15 protein-coding genes are annotated in these 15,060 nt (G+C 60.6%); 6 read left to right on the forward strand and 9 right to left on the reverse strand.

The annotated features are described in order from the left end of the window. The first annotated feature begins 13 nt into the window (after positions 1-13). The gene (locus tag EKD03_RS01415) at positions 14-415 is read left to right on the forward strand and encodes a nitroreductase family deazaflavin-dependent oxidoreductase (RefSeq protein WP_129626554.1); all 402 of its coding nucleotides are present in this window, start codon (positions 14-16) and stop codon (positions 413-415) included. Between the two features lie 152 nt (positions 416-567). Further along, positions 568-1,098 carry a general stress protein gene (locus EKD03_RS01420; RefSeq protein ID WP_129626556.1) on the forward strand — a complete coding sequence of 177 codons (531 nt, stop codon included), beginning with the start codon at positions 568-570 and terminating at the stop codon, positions 1,096-1,098. A gap of 104 nt (positions 1,099-1,202) precedes the next feature. On the opposite strand, the gene EKD03_RS01425 is transcribed toward EKD03_RS01420, so the two are convergent. The 6 genes from EKD03_RS01425 to EKD03_RS01450 all read right to left on the reverse strand — a co-directional run bounded on the left by EKD03_RS01425 (position 1,203) and on the right by EKD03_RS01450 (position 8,556). Continuing rightward, positions 1,203-2,075 carry an ABC transporter permease gene (locus EKD03_RS01425; protein ID WP_129626558.1) on the reverse strand — a complete coding sequence of 291 codons (873 nt, stop codon included), beginning with the start codon at positions 2,073-2,075 and terminating at the stop codon, positions 1,203-1,205. Between the two features lie 3 nt (positions 2,076-2,078). Then, the gene (locus EKD03_RS01430; protein WP_129626560.1) at positions 2,079-3,005 is read right to left on the reverse strand and encodes an ABC transporter permease; all 927 of its coding nucleotides are present in this window, start codon (positions 3,003-3,005) and stop codon (positions 2,079-2,081) included. Positions 3,006-3,060: 55 nt separating this feature from the next. Further along, on the reverse strand, positions 3,061-4,767 hold the full coding sequence (locus tag EKD03_RS01435) for an ABC transporter substrate-binding protein (RefSeq protein WP_161569153.1): 1,707 nt from the start codon (positions 4,765-4,767) through the stop codon (positions 3,061-3,063). A 155-nt stretch (positions 4,768-4,922) separates the two neighbouring features. Continuing rightward, positions 4,923-5,747 (reverse strand): uroporphyrinogen-III synthase, encoded by an 825-nt coding sequence (locus EKD03_RS01440; protein ID WP_129626564.1) that lies wholly within the window; start codon positions 5,745-5,747, stop codon positions 4,923-4,925. Between the two features lie 68 nt (positions 5,748-5,815). Further along, positions 5,816-7,153, reverse strand: a complete 1,338-nt coding sequence (locus tag EKD03_RS01445; protein WP_129626566.1) for a glycerate kinase type-2 family protein — start codon at positions 7,151-7,153, stop codon at positions 5,816-5,818. A gap of 392 nt (positions 7,154-7,545) precedes the next feature. Next, a complete protein-coding gene (locus tag EKD03_RS01450; RefSeq protein ID WP_129626568.1) occupies positions 7,546-8,556 on the reverse strand; it encodes a radical SAM protein in 1,011 nt (336 codons plus the stop codon). 291 nt (positions 8,557-8,847) lie between these two features. Between EKD03_RS01450 and lepB the strand changes: the two genes are divergently transcribed. From lepB to obgE, 4 genes are all read left to right on the forward strand, one after another. Continuing rightward, complete coding sequence (lepB, locus tag EKD03_RS01455) at positions 8,848-9,585, forward strand: signal peptidase I (protein WP_129626570.1); 738 nt, start codon at positions 8,848-8,850, stop codon at positions 9,583-9,585. 3 nt (positions 9,586-9,588) lie between these two features. Beyond that, on the forward strand, positions 9,589-10,737 hold the full coding sequence (locus EKD03_RS01460; protein WP_129626572.1) for a glycosyltransferase family 4 protein: 1,149 nt from the start codon (positions 9,589-9,591) through the stop codon (positions 10,735-10,737). A 62-nt stretch (positions 10,738-10,799) separates the two neighbouring features. Then, positions 10,800-10,970, forward strand: coding sequence for a twin-arginine translocase TatA/TatE family subunit (tatA, locus tag EKD03_RS01465; RefSeq protein ID WP_129626574.1), 171 nt, complete (start codon positions 10,800-10,802; stop codon positions 10,968-10,970). A gap of 76 nt (positions 10,971-11,046) precedes the next feature. Then, complete coding sequence (gene obgE, locus EKD03_RS01470) at positions 11,047-12,360, forward strand: GTPase ObgE (protein ID WP_129626576.1); 1,314 nt, start codon at positions 11,047-11,049, stop codon at positions 12,358-12,360. Between the two features lie 100 nt (positions 12,361-12,460). Here the strand turns inward: obgE and EKD03_RS01475 are convergent, their stop codons facing one another. Genes EKD03_RS01475 through mnmE form a run of 3 tightly spaced genes read right to left on the reverse strand, consistent with a single transcriptional unit; the run spans position 12,461 to position 15,056 of the window. After that, positions 12,461-12,913 (reverse strand): GIY-YIG nuclease family protein, encoded by a 453-nt coding sequence (locus EKD03_RS01475; protein ID WP_129626579.1) that lies wholly within the window; start codon positions 12,911-12,913, stop codon positions 12,461-12,463. Further along, positions 12,913-13,680 (reverse strand): GNAT family N-acetyltransferase, encoded by a 768-nt coding sequence (locus tag EKD03_RS01480; protein WP_129626581.1) that lies wholly within the window; start codon positions 13,678-13,680, stop codon positions 12,913-12,915. The genes EKD03_RS01475 and EKD03_RS01480 overlap by 1 nt, the downstream gene beginning before the upstream one ends. 5 nt (positions 13,681-13,685) lie before the next feature. After that, positions 13,686-15,056, reverse strand: coding sequence for a tRNA uridine-5-carboxymethylaminomethyl(34) synthesis GTPase MnmE (gene mnmE, locus EKD03_RS01485; protein ID WP_129626583.1), 1,371 nt, complete (start codon positions 15,054-15,056; stop codon positions 13,686-13,688). Between the last annotated feature and the right edge of the window lie 4 nt (positions 15,057-15,060).

Below are 15,060 nucleotides of genomic sequence, written 5' to 3' on the forward strand. Positions count from 1 at the left end.
GAGCGCAGCAGCGATGAAGCACGCAGCCTCGATCCGGCGAGCATGGCTACGCCTGATCAAGTACACCCTCAACCCCCTAACTCGCCGAATGGCCCGATCTGGGATCGGGCCATTCAGCCTGATCCGTCATAGCGGGCGGCACAGCGGGAAGAGTTATGAGACCCCCTTGGTGCTCGCGCCCATCCCCGACGGGTTTATGATCGAGCTAACCTACGGGCCAGTCGTGGATTGGTATAAGAATATTGTGGCTGCTGGTGGGTGTACCGTCCTTCACCGTGGGCAGGTCTACGTGATAGACCAGATCGAACGAGTGGAGACTGCAACCGGCATGGCAGCCTTCCCCACATACCAGCGGGTGGTGCTCCGCCTATTGCGCCGAACACATTTTGAGAAGTTGCGGATTCGTGGGTCGTAGGGGTATCCCAGAAGTTCCTCAAGCAAACCCTGCCGGATTATGATAGACTAGCTCTACGGGTCTCTATCGGGCGGTATACAACGGTGTAGAAGGATAATCCACCACTTCTCAGTTCCGGGATTATCTGGCAACCGACCAAAGGAGGTTTTCCGATGACGCATGCAGTTGTAGGGGTTTTTCAGTCATCTGCCGATGCTGAGCACGCACTCGCCGATCTGTTGGAGAAGGGTTTTCTCCGCGAGAAGATCAGCCTTATTTCGCCCAAGAGCGACCATGCCGAGCATGTCAAGATCGAGGGCGCGGAGGTTGAACATGGTGAGGATATTGCCATTGGTGCCGTGGGCGGCAGTTTAGTCGGCGGGGTGCTCGGTGCCTTGGTGGGGATGCTCGTTGTCGGCATTCCCGGTATTGGGCCAATCTTGGTGGCTGGGCCAATTGCCGCCGCTATCGCCGGTGCCGGTGCGGGTGCAGTCGGTGGTGGTATCCTCGGTGGCCTGACCTGGGCGGGTATCACCAAGGACGAAGCGCATGTCTATGAGAATCTGCTCCACGAGGGCAAGACGATCCTCATGGTGCAGACAAGTGCCGATAAGCGTGATGAAGCAGTGGCCATCCTGCACCGTGATGGTGCGGCCGATGCGGTTGAGCTAGAGAATGAGTGGCACCACGAGAAGTTAATTTAGGATCATCGTTGTGATGGTATGGCGGCTGCGCCGCCATACCATCACAACATACAAATATTCGGGGGCGGCTGCGCCGCCCCCGAACCCCCACCGAGGTAGCAGTTCTACTCTCGTGCGAGCAGATCGCGTAATCCATCCCCCAACAGGTTGAACCCCATCACACTCAGGGTGAAGGCCATGCCCGGTGCGAGCGCCAGCCACCATGCCGTATCGAGGTGGTCGCGGCCAGCCGCGAGCAGTGCGCCCCACTCCGGCAGGGGCGGTTGGGCACCCAGGCCAATAAAGCTGAGTCCGCCTGCGGCCAGCAGCATCGTGCCGATGCGCATGGTAAGCAGTACGATTAAGGGCGAGGCGAGGTTGGGTAGAATGTGGCGCAATAGGATGCGCGTATTGCTCACTCCAGAGGCCCGCGCAGCCTCCACATAGAGCATGTGGCTGGTGGAGATCGTACCACTGCGTGCCATGCGGTAGAACGAGGGGATGCCCACTACCCCTAGGGCGATCACGGTTGTGTTGAGCGATGGCCCCAAGCGTGCCACAAAGACAATCGCCAAGAGCAGGCCGGGGAAGGAGAGCCACGCATCCATCACCCGCGAGAGGAGCCGCTCGCCCCAGCCACGGTGGTAGCCTGCGAGCATCCCCATCCATACGCCGGGAATAGCCGCTAATAAGACCGAAAGAATCGACATGCGTAACGCGATCCGCGCACCATGCAGGACGCGGCTATACATGTCGCGCCCGAAGATGTCGGTGCCGAAGGGGTGTTCCAGGCTCGGTGGTTGCAAGCGAATCATCGGTTTCATCTGGTCGGGTGGGTAGGGACTCAGCAGTGACGCAAAGGTCGCCCCCAGGATCAGCAGCAACACCAAGATGCCGCCGATCACCAGATTGGGCCGCAATACGATCCGTCGCCGTGGTCGTCGCGGACGATCAAGAAGAGCGGAGACTGCACCCGCCGCTTCTGCCTGAAACGCCATGAGTTACATCGCCTCCGTGCCCACACGCGGATCGAACCATGCATGGGCGAGGTCAACCAGAATATTCAAGACCTGATAGATGAGTGCGATCAATAAGACCGCCCCGATCACCACTGGGAAGTCGCGGTCGAAGATCGCCTGCACCACTAAGCGCCCTAAGCCCGGCCAGGCGAAGATCGTCTCGATAATAAATGCTCCACCTAGCAAATTCCCCAGGTAGAGACCGAGCATCGTGATCACCGGCAGGATGGCGTTGCGAAAGATATGCTCGCGCCAAACGGCAAAATGGCTCAAGCCTTTGGCATGCGCCGTGCGCACAAAGTCGGCATTCTTTACGTCAAGTAAGCAGCCACGTACCATCCGCGCAATCAGCGCAATTGCGGGCAGCGCCAGCGAGATCGCCGGGAGCACCAGATGCGCCAAGGTGCCTGCACCAAGGACGGGTAACCAGCCCAGGTGTAGCGCAAAGAATTGGATCAACAAGAGCGAGAACCAGAACGAGGGTAAGGATTCGCCCAGGGTGGTGAACATCATCACCAGCAGATCAACATAGCCCCCGGCACGCAGCGCCGCTATCGTTCCCGCCAATAAGCCAAAGAAGACCGCCAACGCCAATGCCGCCAGCGCCAGATTCACCGTCGCCCCGAAGCGCTCCATAAGCAACGTACTCACCGGGCGGCCAGAGATCGCCGACTTGCCCAGATCGCCGTGCACCACCCCCTGCGCAAACTCCAGGTAGCGCACTGGCAGTGGGCGATCCAGGCCCAATTCGCGGCGCTTCGCGGCGATCTGTTCCTGAGACGCCGAATCACCCGCCAGCGTCTGCGCGACATCGCCGGGGATGACATTGAGCAGCGCAAAGACGAGTATGCTGACAGCGACCAGAACCAGGGCTGCACTGATGAGTCGTTTGAGGAGATAGCCGAACATAGTGGGTGGGTGTACGATCAGGCACAGTGCTGTGCCTGATCGTACACAATGGGGTTTACGGTGCAACCACTTGCGCGTCTTGGAGCAGAATGCGCCCCATCGAAGCCAAATGGAAGCCCTCGACGCGCTTGCTGATCGCCAGCACATCCACCGGGATGTAGAGCGGCTGCCACGGCGCATCGGGCATAATCAGCTTCTGCGCCTCGACATACAACGCGGCACGCTTGACTTCGTCCAACTCCTGAGCCGCCTGATCGAGCAGGGCGTCAACCGCAGGGTTGCTGTAGCCAAAGCGGTTCGAGCTACCAATGCGATCCGAGTGCAGGTTAACATTCAACACATCGGCATCGTTGCGGTCATAGCGCCAGAGGATGAGGTGGAACTGACCCTCGGTGGCGGCCTTGGCGGCAGTTGCGGTATCGAACTGCTGGATCTCGACATTGACGCCAATCGCCTTGAGTTGGTTCTGGATCAGGGTCGCAACATCCTCATTGGGTGCCCGCGCAAAGGTGAGCAGCACGAAGTTGAGCGGCTGATCATCCTTGGTCATCGTGCCATCCGGGCCGGGTGCAAAACCCGCCTCGGTCAGCAACTCGGTCGCCTTGGCTGGATCATAGCCCAGTTCCAAATCCTTCAGGCTGGGATCGAAGCCCGGCAGGGTGGGGGCCATCGGCGCAAACGCCACTTCGCCCATCCCATTCAGCGCCGCCATCTGGATCTCGTCCTTGTTGATCGCATGCGAAAGCGCCTGGCGCACCTTCACATCATCAAGCGGAGTCTTGGCCAGATTGAAGCCCAGGTAGATCATGCTGTTCATCTGGGTTTCGATCATCTGGACGCTGCTGTCTTCCTTGAGCTTGCTGATGTGATTGGGCGAGTTGACGAAGATCAGGTCAACTTCACCCGCCTGGAGCGCGGCCAATTGGGTGGCAGCGTCAGGGATGACCTTAAAGACCACGTTATCAATGTAGGGCGCACCCGCATTGCTGATCGTCTCTGGTGCCCAAGCGTAGTCGGAGTTGCGCTCTAGCACCACGGCGGTACCCTGCTGCCACTCGGCAAGCTTGAAGGGGCCGGTACCCACCGGCTGCTGGCCGAACGCATCGCCGGCAGCCGCAACGGCAGTTGGGCTGACAATACTCGCGTAGGGGGTGACGAGGGTGCTAAAGAAGACCGCCGAGGGGGCGCTGAAGGTGAAGCGCACGGTGTACTCATCCACCGCCTCAACCCCGGTCATCATCGCCAGACCCTCACCGGCTGAGGTCTTGGCATCCTTGAAGCGATTGAAGGTGAAGACGACCGCCTCGGCATTCAGTGGCGTGCGATCATGGAAGATGACATCATCACGCAGAACGAAGGTGACGCTCAGACCGTCCTCACTGATCTCCCAACTCTTGGCGAGATAGGGCTTGTAGGTATTATCCATGTCGCGGAAGATCAGAGTCTCGAAGATGTAGGGCAGGATGATGTTCTGCCCCGAACCGGGCGCCGCGTGGGGATCGAGACTGGTCGGCTCAGCCGTGATCGCCCGTGTCACCGTGCCACCCATCACCGGCTCGGTGGCAACCTCGGTCGGTTCAGTGGTGGCCTCGACCGTGGCCTCAACGGTCGCTTCGCTCGTCGCCGCGCTTGTGGCAGCGGCAACCTCAGTCGCTGCGGTGGTTGGCTGAACCACAGGGGTCGTCGCCGCCTGTGGGGCAGCACCACATCCAGCCATGATCAGCACGAGAGCCAGTAGGGCAAGATAGCGCAATGTACGCATGGGCTTCCAAACCTCCTTAACGAACATCTACAACTCGTGGTTAAAACCACGTTATGGGGTTATCTATCCTAACACAGAATCATTTATTGACAGGCAATGAACAAAGGGTGTGCGGCGGGTAATGTTGTAGGGGCAAAGCATCGCCCCTACAAGTATCACCCCAAACCCGCTGCAATCGCCTCCACAAAACCATCAAAAGAACTGAAGTCACTGGCCACGACGGATGGTTCAAGGCCCATACGGCGCGCATTGGCGGCGGTGTATGGGCCAAAGCAGCAGATCGCTGGCCCCGCCGCTGGAGGATCGATCATCGCCAGAAACCCGGCCACCTCACCGGCGCTGCTGAAGGCAATCGCATCTACCGCGCCGCGTCGGATCAGATCGAGTTCAAGCTGGTAGCGTCGCGCCTCCAAGACGCGGGTGCGGTAGGCCGGAACACGCAGCGGGATCATAGCAATCTCCTCCAACCCCGCCACAAAGTTGGGGATGACATCGGGTTCCTCCAGCCCCTCGACGGCGGGCGCGGGAACAAGAATCCGCTGCCCGCGACTCTCTGGGCGCTGCGCCAATTCCGCCACAATCCCACGCGGGCTTGGCTCACTCGGCAAGAGGCTCACCCGCAGCCCCACCTCGCGCAGTCGCTCCGCATCACGGCCAATCGCCGCCAGGTGGCAATGATTGAGTTCCTTGACGGGTATCTGCAAGGCATCACAACGGTGTAGAACGGTTTCGATCCCATTGCGGCTGGTAAAGGCAATCCAATCCAGATGCGCACGCTGATGCAGTGCCGCATCCAGTTCGGTATAGTCGGACAGCAGGTCGGTCTCAATCGTCGGCATGAGGATGGGCAAGCCACCATGCCGCAACACCGCCTGGGCAAAGCGCAGCGCATAGTTGCGGGGGGCCGTAATCAGAATGCGCCGCCCGAAGAGCACTTGCTGCTCCGAGGATACGAGCATTGAGGTATCGGCGATGAGCATACAAATCTCCCAGATATTGACGCAAAGCCTTCAAGAGCGTGTATCATCGCACCCTTTGCGTCTTCGCGTCAGAAACAAGAATTTCGAGGTAGTGCAAACAGAAAGGCCAGATCATTCACATTGGTCTCAGTGGGGCCAGTATGGATCAGATCGCCCAAAGCGGCAAAGAAGGTATAGGCATCATTACGGGCGAGGTACTCCTGCGGATCAAGCCCCAACGCCTGGGCGCGCTGAAGGGTCGTTCCCGTCACCAGCGCCCCAGCCGCATCGGTTGGCCCATCCACCCCATCGGTAGCCAGCGTCAGCAGGGCAATGTCGGGCAACCCGGCCAGATCGGATACTGCCGCCAGCGCCAACTCCTGGTTGCGCCCACCGCGCCCACCTCCACGCAGCGTCACGGTGGTCTCCCCACCCACAATAATGCAGGCGGGGCGCGGCAGGGGATGCTGGCCCAGCGCCAACTCACGCCCAATCGCGGCCAGCAAGCGACCCGCCGCTCGCGCCTCGCCTTGTAGGTAGGTAGTGAGGATCATGCTCTGGAACCCGGCTGCCTGGGCTGCGCACTGCGCTGCCTGCGCGGCATGCAGGTTACTCCCCACTAACAGCGTCGTGGCGCGTGCAAAACAGGCCGCAGCGGGGCCGGGCGTATCGGCCACCTGCCCGGCGAGTCCACGCTGAAGATGCTCGCGAATAGCAGGTGGGAGCGAGGCCACAAGGCCATAGCGCTCGATCACCGCCCAAGCATCGGCAAAACTGGTCGGATCGGGCACCGTCGGGCCAGAGGCGATCACATCGAGGGAGTTGCCGACCACATCGGAGAGCACCAGCGTCAGCAGATGGGCCGGAGCCGCCATGTGGGCCAACCCGCCGCCTTTGATCTGATCAAGATGCTTCCGCAGACAGTTGATCGCCTGGATCGGTGCGCCACATGCCAGCAACTGGCGTGTCAGTGCTTGCAGATCGGCCAGCGCCACCCCCGGCACCGGCAGGCTCAGCAAGGCCGAGCCACCCCCAGAGAGCAGCACCAACACCAGATCAGCGGGCTGAGTCTGAGCCAAGAGCGCCGCCACCTGCTGCGCGGCGGCAATGCTGGCCGCATTGGGGATGGGATGCCCAGCGGCGAGTACGCGCATCCCCGCAATGGGTTCAGCCACCTCCGGCGCCACCACCACCCCGGCATGCAGACGTTGCCCCAGCATCAACGCCGCTGCCGCCGCCATCGGGCGCGCCGCCTTGCCCACCGCCACCAACCAGATACGCCCGATCTGGCCCAGATCATACTGCTGCGGGCCAACCCGGAGCTGCCCCGCATCAACCTGCATAAGCGCCCGCAGCGCCGCTCCTGGCTCAACCGCCGCCAATGCTGCCGTCATCACCGTTGCGACGACATCCGCGTCTTTCATCATGGGGCTAAACAGAATCCTTATGGCTCTCACCCCCATCCCGTAGGGGCGAAGCATCGCCCACCATGGAGCAGGGGAACCCGAACGAGGTTGGCGGGCGATGCTTCGCCCCTACACATGCCGGGTTCCCCCACCATGCCGGGTTCCCCGATCATCTCGTAGGGGCGAAGCATCGCCCACCATGGAGCAGGGGAACCCGAACGAGGTTGGCGGGCGATGCTTCGCCCCTACACATGCCGGGTTCCCCGATCATCCATCGCCCACCATGGAGCAGGGGAACCCGAACGAGGTTGGCGGGCGATGCTTCGCCCCTACACATACCGGGTTCCCCGATCATCCCTCGCCCGCCATGGAGCAGAGGAACCCGAATGAGGTTGGCGGGCGATGCTTCGCTCCTACGAGGACGATGTACGCGCCTTAAAGATCGAGAGTTGCAATTGCGGATCGTGGCCACACGTCTCACACATCCCATCCTTCATCCCAACTACACGCGCCATACCATTAACCCGCGTAATTAGCGTTGCCTGACACGCTGGGCAACGGGTGGTCTGATTTGCTTCGGTGGTATAGATGTAGTGCAGGCCATTCTCGTGGCCAATCCGGCGCGCCCGCACCACCGACGAGGCTGTACCACTTCCCGCATCGCCAGGAAGAAGATGCCAGGGGGTATAGGGGCCAAGAGTCGCCATGATCCACTCGACCAACTCGCGCAACTCTTCGGGGCTATCATTCACCCCATGGTGGATACGAGTCGTCACCTCGATATGGCAGTGATAACGGTCGTGCGCCTCAGCAATAATCGCGAGTGCATCGCGCCAGTTGGGGAGGCCACCTAGGCGAGTATAACTCGCATCACTAAAGCCACGCAGATCAAAACTGATCGCATCCAGGTAGGGGCCAAGCTCCTCAAGCGCTTCGGTCGTAAGGACGCCCGTCGTCACCAGTGCCGTCACGCGGCTAGAGGCGCGGCTGAGTTGGAGCAACGCCAGCACATACTCGTGGGCTACGGCAGGTTCGCCATAGGCCCACACCACTCCTCGGCAGAGCCGTTCAAGGGCGAAATTGGCCGCACGCTCAGCATCAAGGCGGCGCTGCTTGGTCGGATCTTCGGGGATAGCCGCATAGGGACCACGTTGCTGATCCACTGTCGAGGCATAGCCCCAACTTCCGATGGCCAGCATCATGGTATCGGGGAAGAAATGCCACAAGCGATTATCTTCAATCGGGCAGATCGATGCCCCACTGATCATGCCATAGCCTAACAGGCTAATCCCCTCGTCGGTGGCAACCCGCACCTGACAACGCCCGGTTTCACCCGGCCGCAAGGCACAACGCCATTGACATGCCGCACAGTGAAAGGCACCATCGTCATTGGGGGTGAGAAGTTCGGCAAGCGGTGTATCCATACTGTATGTTTATGCTCCTCGTGTGGTAAATGTTCACACGTCTCCTACGGAAGCCCGCTTTGCTGTCACGCTGAGCGAAGCGAAGCGTCCCCGACCGAGACCCTTCGCTGCGCTCAGAGTGACGATGCTCTTTACTCCAAGTGTGAACAGTTACGCGACCCTAGCGCTTTGCCCACCCTTGGGGTATAATGCGGGCGAATTGGGCGACTTGACCCCTCATCATTAGTCTGGATTACCACACTCTGTAGCAGATAGTGTAGCATAGTATCGTACTGCTGCGCCAAGGATACCATGGATCAGACACCTTTACGTCGCCGGATCGGGATTGATGCGTCGGCTCCACCCCCACCAGAACCACCAAGTGTCAATAGTACCTGGGAACAACTAGCTGATCAGGTACCTGAAGATCAGCCACAAGTGCGGGTTCGTTCGTTTGTGCGCGAGTTGCTGGAAACAGCAATCTTTATTCTGCTCATCTTCTTTATTGTGCGCGGGATCGTGCAGAATTTTAAGATCGAAGGCACCAGTATGGAGCCAACGATGCACACAGGTGAATATATCCTAGTGAATAAGCTGATCTACTTTCACTTCGATATCAATGCGCCTTTACGCCTCTTTCCAGGTCAAGAGGCGATTCCCCAAAAGATTATCTACCCCTTTCACCAGCCACGACGCGGCGATGTGGTGGTCTTTGAGTATCCCCGCGATGTGAGCAAGGACTATATCAAGCGCGTGGTCGGCCTACCGGGGGACACCTTGGAGATCCGGGATGGCAAGGTCTTTCTGAATGGGATCGAACTGATCGAACCCTACCTCGATAGTCCAACCGCATGTATGAGCAGCCGCGTGTGTGGCAATGGGCCATTTGTCGTTCCTGAGGGGACGATCTTTGTAATGGGTGATAATCGCAACAACAGTAGTGATTCACGCGAATGGGATTCGCTACCCCTCGACCGGGTCGTGGGCCAAGCGTGGCTGATTTACTACCCGATCAATCAGTGGGGTCTCGTGCCTCACCACGAATATTAAGCTATGCGTATTGCTGTCAATGCCCACCTGTTGGCCCATACCCGCTCCTTCCGCCGCGCCGGGGTCTCCCACTATATCGAACAGACGCTGCTGCATCTAGCGCAGATCGATCAGCACAACCAGTACGATATCTATACCACCCGTGGCCTCGATAATGCCGCGCTGGGGCTACCGGCCAACTTTCATGTGCGCCCTAGCCACCTGCCAACGATCAACCCGCGTATTCGGATTCCTTGGGAACAGTTCCTGGCCCCCACCCTGCTGCGCATGACCAAGGCCAGCCTCTACCACGGCGCACTCAATGTGGTGCCCTTCAACTGCCCGGTGCCGAGCGTAGTGACCATCCATGATCTGGCGTTTATTCGCTTCCCACAGACCTTCCGCGCCTACAACCGCACCTATCTCGATTTCGCCACTCGCCTGAGCGCCCGCCGCGCCACCCGCATCCTGGCGGTCTCCGAGCATACCAAGCGCGAAGTAGTGGGCATCCTGGGGGTTCCCGCCGAGCGCGTGGTGGTGACGCCGAATGCCGCACGGTCCCACTTTCGCCCGCCACCACCCGCCGAACTGGAGGCGTTCCGTACCCGCCACGGGCTGCCAGAGCGCTTCGTGCTCTATGTGGGGACGCTGGAGCCGCGCAAGAACCTCACCACGCTGCTTGATGCCTACGCCGAAGTTACGCGCCGCTTCCCAGATGTGCCGCTGCTGGTCGGTGGGGGCAAGGGCTGGCTCTATGACACGATCTTTGAGCGCCTCGAACACCTCGGTCTGCGCGAGCAGGTCAAGTTTGTTGGCTACCTGGACGAGGAGGAGTTGCCGCTCTGGTACGCAGCCGCAACCGTCTTCGCCTTCCCCTCGATCTACGAGGGCTTTGGCATGCCGCCCCTGGAAGCGATGGCCTGTGGCACCCCAGTTGTCACCTCGAATACCTCCAGTCTGCCAGAGGTCGTGGCCGACGCGGGCCTCATGGTTGATCCGCGCAGCGCCGATGCGCTCGCCGCTGCGCTCTGCCGCGTCCTGGGCGATCCCGATCTTCACGCCGACCTGCGCACACGTGGGTTGCGCCGAGCAACCCACTTCACTTGGGCCACGACGGCGGAGCGCACGCTGCGGGCGTATGAGCAAACGGTGTTGACACCCCCCCCCTACTAGGGTATAATGCGCGTAGATCTCCCGTCAAGACGGGTATACCACTGGCGTGAAGGAGAGCCATAATGCCTATTCCTGGACCATGGGAATTACTAATTATCCTCGTCATTGTCATCGCCGTCTTCGGCGCAAGTCGTCTGGCTGGAATTGGCGGCGCACTCGGCAGCAGCATCCGCGAGTTTAAGAAGGCTGTCCGCGACGATGACGCCCCAAAGGCGGATGAGAAGAAGGTCTAGTATCCCACCGTTGGTGGGTGGTCGGGGGTGGCCAACCGCCCCCGTTTTTTTATGCGAAACGGCTTGAGGTTCTGGTATGGCACAAGATTTTTTTGACCGCGCAACGATTACGGTACGGGCGGGTAATGGTGGCAACGGCGCAGCCACCTTCCGCCGCGAGAAGTTTGTTCCGCGTGGCGGCCCGAATGGTGGCGATGGTGGTCGGGGTGGCCATGTCTATCTGGTGGCAGACCCGGAGTTGAATACGCTACTCCACTTCAGTTTTCAGCGTAAGTTTGCCGCCGAACAGGGTGGCCACGGGCATAAGAACCGCATGTTTGGGGCACAGGGCACCGATCTTGAGGTGCGTGTGCCACCCGGAACGGTAGTGCGCACGGTGATTGATGGGGTGCCGTATGAGATAGATCTGGCGCTCCCCGGCCAACGCCTCCTGGCGGCGCGTGGCGGCAAGGGCGGCCTGGGCAATGTCCACTTCACGACCTCGACCCGCCAAGCGCCGCGCATCGCTGAGTATGGCGAACCAGGTCAGGAGTTGCAGATCGATCTGGAACTCAAACTAATCGCCGATGTGGGTCTGGTCGGCTTCCCCAACGCGGGCAAAAGTACGCTGCTCTCGATGATCAGTGCCGCCCAGCCCAAGATTGCCAACTACCCCTTCACCACCCTCCAACCCAACCTGGGCATGGTCACGGTGGGCGACTATGACCGCTTTGTGGTCGCCGACATCCCCGGCCTAATCGAGGGCGCACATACCGGGGTGGGTCTGGGCCACGACTTCCTGCGCCACATCGAGCGCACCCGTGTGATCATCCATGTGGTTGATTGTGCCGGGGTGGATGGGCGCGATCCGCTGGATGACTACCATCAGATCAATGCCGAGTTGCGCCAATATCGCCCGGAGTTGGCCGAGCGCCCCCAAGTGGTGGCGCTGAACAAGCAGGATCTGCCGGAGGCGGCGGAGAACCTCGCACGGCTGCAAGGCGAGTTGCCGGTTGAGCCGGAGAACCTCGTACCGATTGCCGCCGCCACCCGCGAGGGGGTAGATGCGTTACTCCGCCGCGTAGCCGAAGTGCTGCGCAGCCTCCCCGTCGAACCCGCACCCCTACGCGATAGCGAACTCCCCGTTCTGGATTGGGGCGTGCCCGAAATTGACCCGAACCTGTTTACAGTGGAGCGCGAGGGCGGGCGCTGGCGGGTGCGTGGAGGCAAGATCGAGCGGCTGGTGGCCATGACCAACTTTGATCAGCCCGAATCGGTAGATCGCGTCCAGCGCGTTCTTGATGCGACGAAGATCAGTGATGCGCTCCTGAAGGCCGGTTTGCAAGAGGGCGATACGGTGGTGATCGGGAACCAAGAGTTGCTCTGGTCGGATGCCGAACGGTTTCTGTAGCGCCGCAACATATTGCGGCGCTACGCAACATATTGCGACGCTACGCAACATATTGCGGCGCTACGCAACATATTGCGGCGCTACGCAACATATTGCGACGCTACGTATACACATCCAACCGGATTTCCCCCGCCCCCAATGCAATCACCGGAGCCAAGATGATCTCGGCCAGCAGATCGGGTGGGGGCGGATCGGGCAGGTAGAAGAGATGCGAGCGGCAACTGGTGTCGCTGGCCCCAAAGCCAAGCACGGGAATGCTCAAGCGCGGGTGCTGGCGGCATGCCGCGCACCAGTGGCACTCAAGCCGCTGCGAGCTCGTCACCGCCCAGATCGCCAACAGATCGGTATGGACGCGCAAGTAGTCAATATGCCAGTGCAGACGCGGCTTATCGCGGCGCTCATGGTGGCGCAGCCGCGCCTGCAACCCGCCGGGGCCAAAGGCGCTGCCCACATAGAGATAATAGCCGGGAGCAAAGGCATAGCGCCCCAAACGCCCCACCTGAAGATCGGGCAGGCCAGCCAGCAGGTGGAGCAGCAGAATATAACTACCCATCAGTAGCTGACCCGCAATAACCGCGTATGGCTATACATCCCCGCCGCCTCCAAGGTCTGCTTGGAGCGGTGGTTATGGTACCAACAGCCCGCAATCGGCTGGCGACCAATGCGACGACACTCGGCGATCAAGCCACAGATCGTCGCGGTACCAATCCCGCGCCGCCGGTAGGCAGGCAGGGTGAACATCCCCACACTCGCCACCTGGGGCATCAGCATACTGCGTTCAATCACCCCAAAACCGACACACTCGCCCTGCTGCTCGGTGAGGTAGAGCTTCCCCTGGGCCAAATTATCCTCCAGCCGATCAAAGAAGCCCCCCGCCCCAGCACGGATAACCTCGGCATCCGCCATGGTCGCCATGCGCAGGTGGGTATCCGGCGGCAGCGGCGGCGAGTCGTCGAGGGTCTGGAAGAAGTAGGCTTGGCGATCAATCTGCCGACTCTCATCGAGCGCATGGGCCAAAAAGAGTTCATCGCAAGTCGGCACGAAGGCGGCATGCACATTCTCCAGGCGGCGCACACCATAAAAGATCGCTTGGCCATAGCGCCGATAGGGGCGATCCAACCCGAACTGGGTGATCAGGGTTTCGGCATGAATAGCACAAAACCCCGCCTTCGCCCCATCTACCTCAATCCGATAGTAGTTGGACTCAAGAATATGCTCTTCAAGAAACGAATCGAATGGCGAGGGCAAACTGGCTGCATGCTGACGGAGATCGGCCACAATCGTACCAAACGGGACATGGGTATAGGTCATCGCGACCATAAGTTCTATTTCCCAATACAAAAACGGGCAAAGATCGTATCGAGCAGATCCTCACCCACCGTCTCCCCCGTCATCTCGCCCAGCGCATTGAGCGCCACGGTGAGATCTCCGGCCAGCAAATCAGCGGGAAGCCCCTGTTCACAACTCTCCAGCACCACCCGCAAGTGATCCGCAGCACGTTGAAGAGCATCGCGGTGGCGCGGGCTACTCACCAAGTGCGCGGCCCCAGAGGCAAGCGGCGCTCCACCCAACAGTGCGCGACTAACCGTGCGGCTAAGCAGATCAATACCCGCCCCGGTCGTGGCAGTGGTCGCCACCACCCCCAGCAGATGGGGATGCGCAAAGGGGCTGGGCGGGACGAGATCGGGGTTATGCACGACATCCTGCTTATTCCAGATCAGGATGGTTGGTTTTTCGTAGGTCAGTTCAGCAATCACGCGATCTGCCGGGCCGGGCGGCACGGTCGCATCAAGCACCAAGAGCGCCAGATCGGCCCCGGCGAGCGCCCGGCGCGAACGTTCCACCCCCAACTGCTCGACTGGATCGTGGCTCTCGCGAATACCAGCGGTATCAATCAGCACCACCGGAATCCCGTCCAGATTCGCCGTCTCTTCAAGCGTATCGCGTGTCGTACCAGGAATAGGCGTAACAATCGCCCGCTGAACCCGCAGCAACGCATTCAGCAGCGAGGACTTGCCGACATTGGGACGCCCGACCAGCGCAGCGCGGGCACCCTGGCGGTAGACGATCCCCTGTGAAGCCCCGACCAAGAGCCGTTCAACCCCGGCCAACCCGGCATGAAGCGCCGGGAGATACTCTTGATGCGGCACTTCATCCTCAGGAAAATCAATCAGCGCGGTGAGGTAGGCAAGTGGCTCCAACAACTGGCGACGCAAACTGCGCACCTCCTGAGCCAACCAGCCCCCCAACTGAGCCTGGGCAAGTGCCAAGCCAGCACTCGTCTGCGCACGGATCACATCAAGCGACGCCTCAGCCTGAGTCAGATCGATCCGCCCATTGAGGAACGCGCGCAACGTAAACTCACCCGGACGCGCCAAACGTGCCCCCGCCGCCAAGACGCGAGCGAGGGTCATCTGCACCGGCAGCGGGCCACCGTGACACGAGATCTCAACCACATCCTCGCGGGTGAAGCTACGCGGTGCGCGCATATAGGCACACAGCGCCTCATCAATCGGCGCACCGGTAGTATCAACCACCGCCCCATAACGTAAGCGGTAGGGCCGCAGCGGGCCGGGATGGAGGGGCCGAAAGACCGCCAGCGCAATCGCGTGGGCATGGGGGCCACTCAGGCGGACAACCCCTAGCCCGCCCTCACCGGGCGGGGTGGCAATCGCAGCAATAGTGTCGTCATGCATGTGG

The organism is Candidatus Oscillochloris fontis, from assembly GCF_004138135.1.
Classification (GTDB): domain Bacteria; phylum Chloroflexota; class Chloroflexia; order Chloroflexales; family Chloroflexaceae; genus Oscillochloris; species Oscillochloris fontis.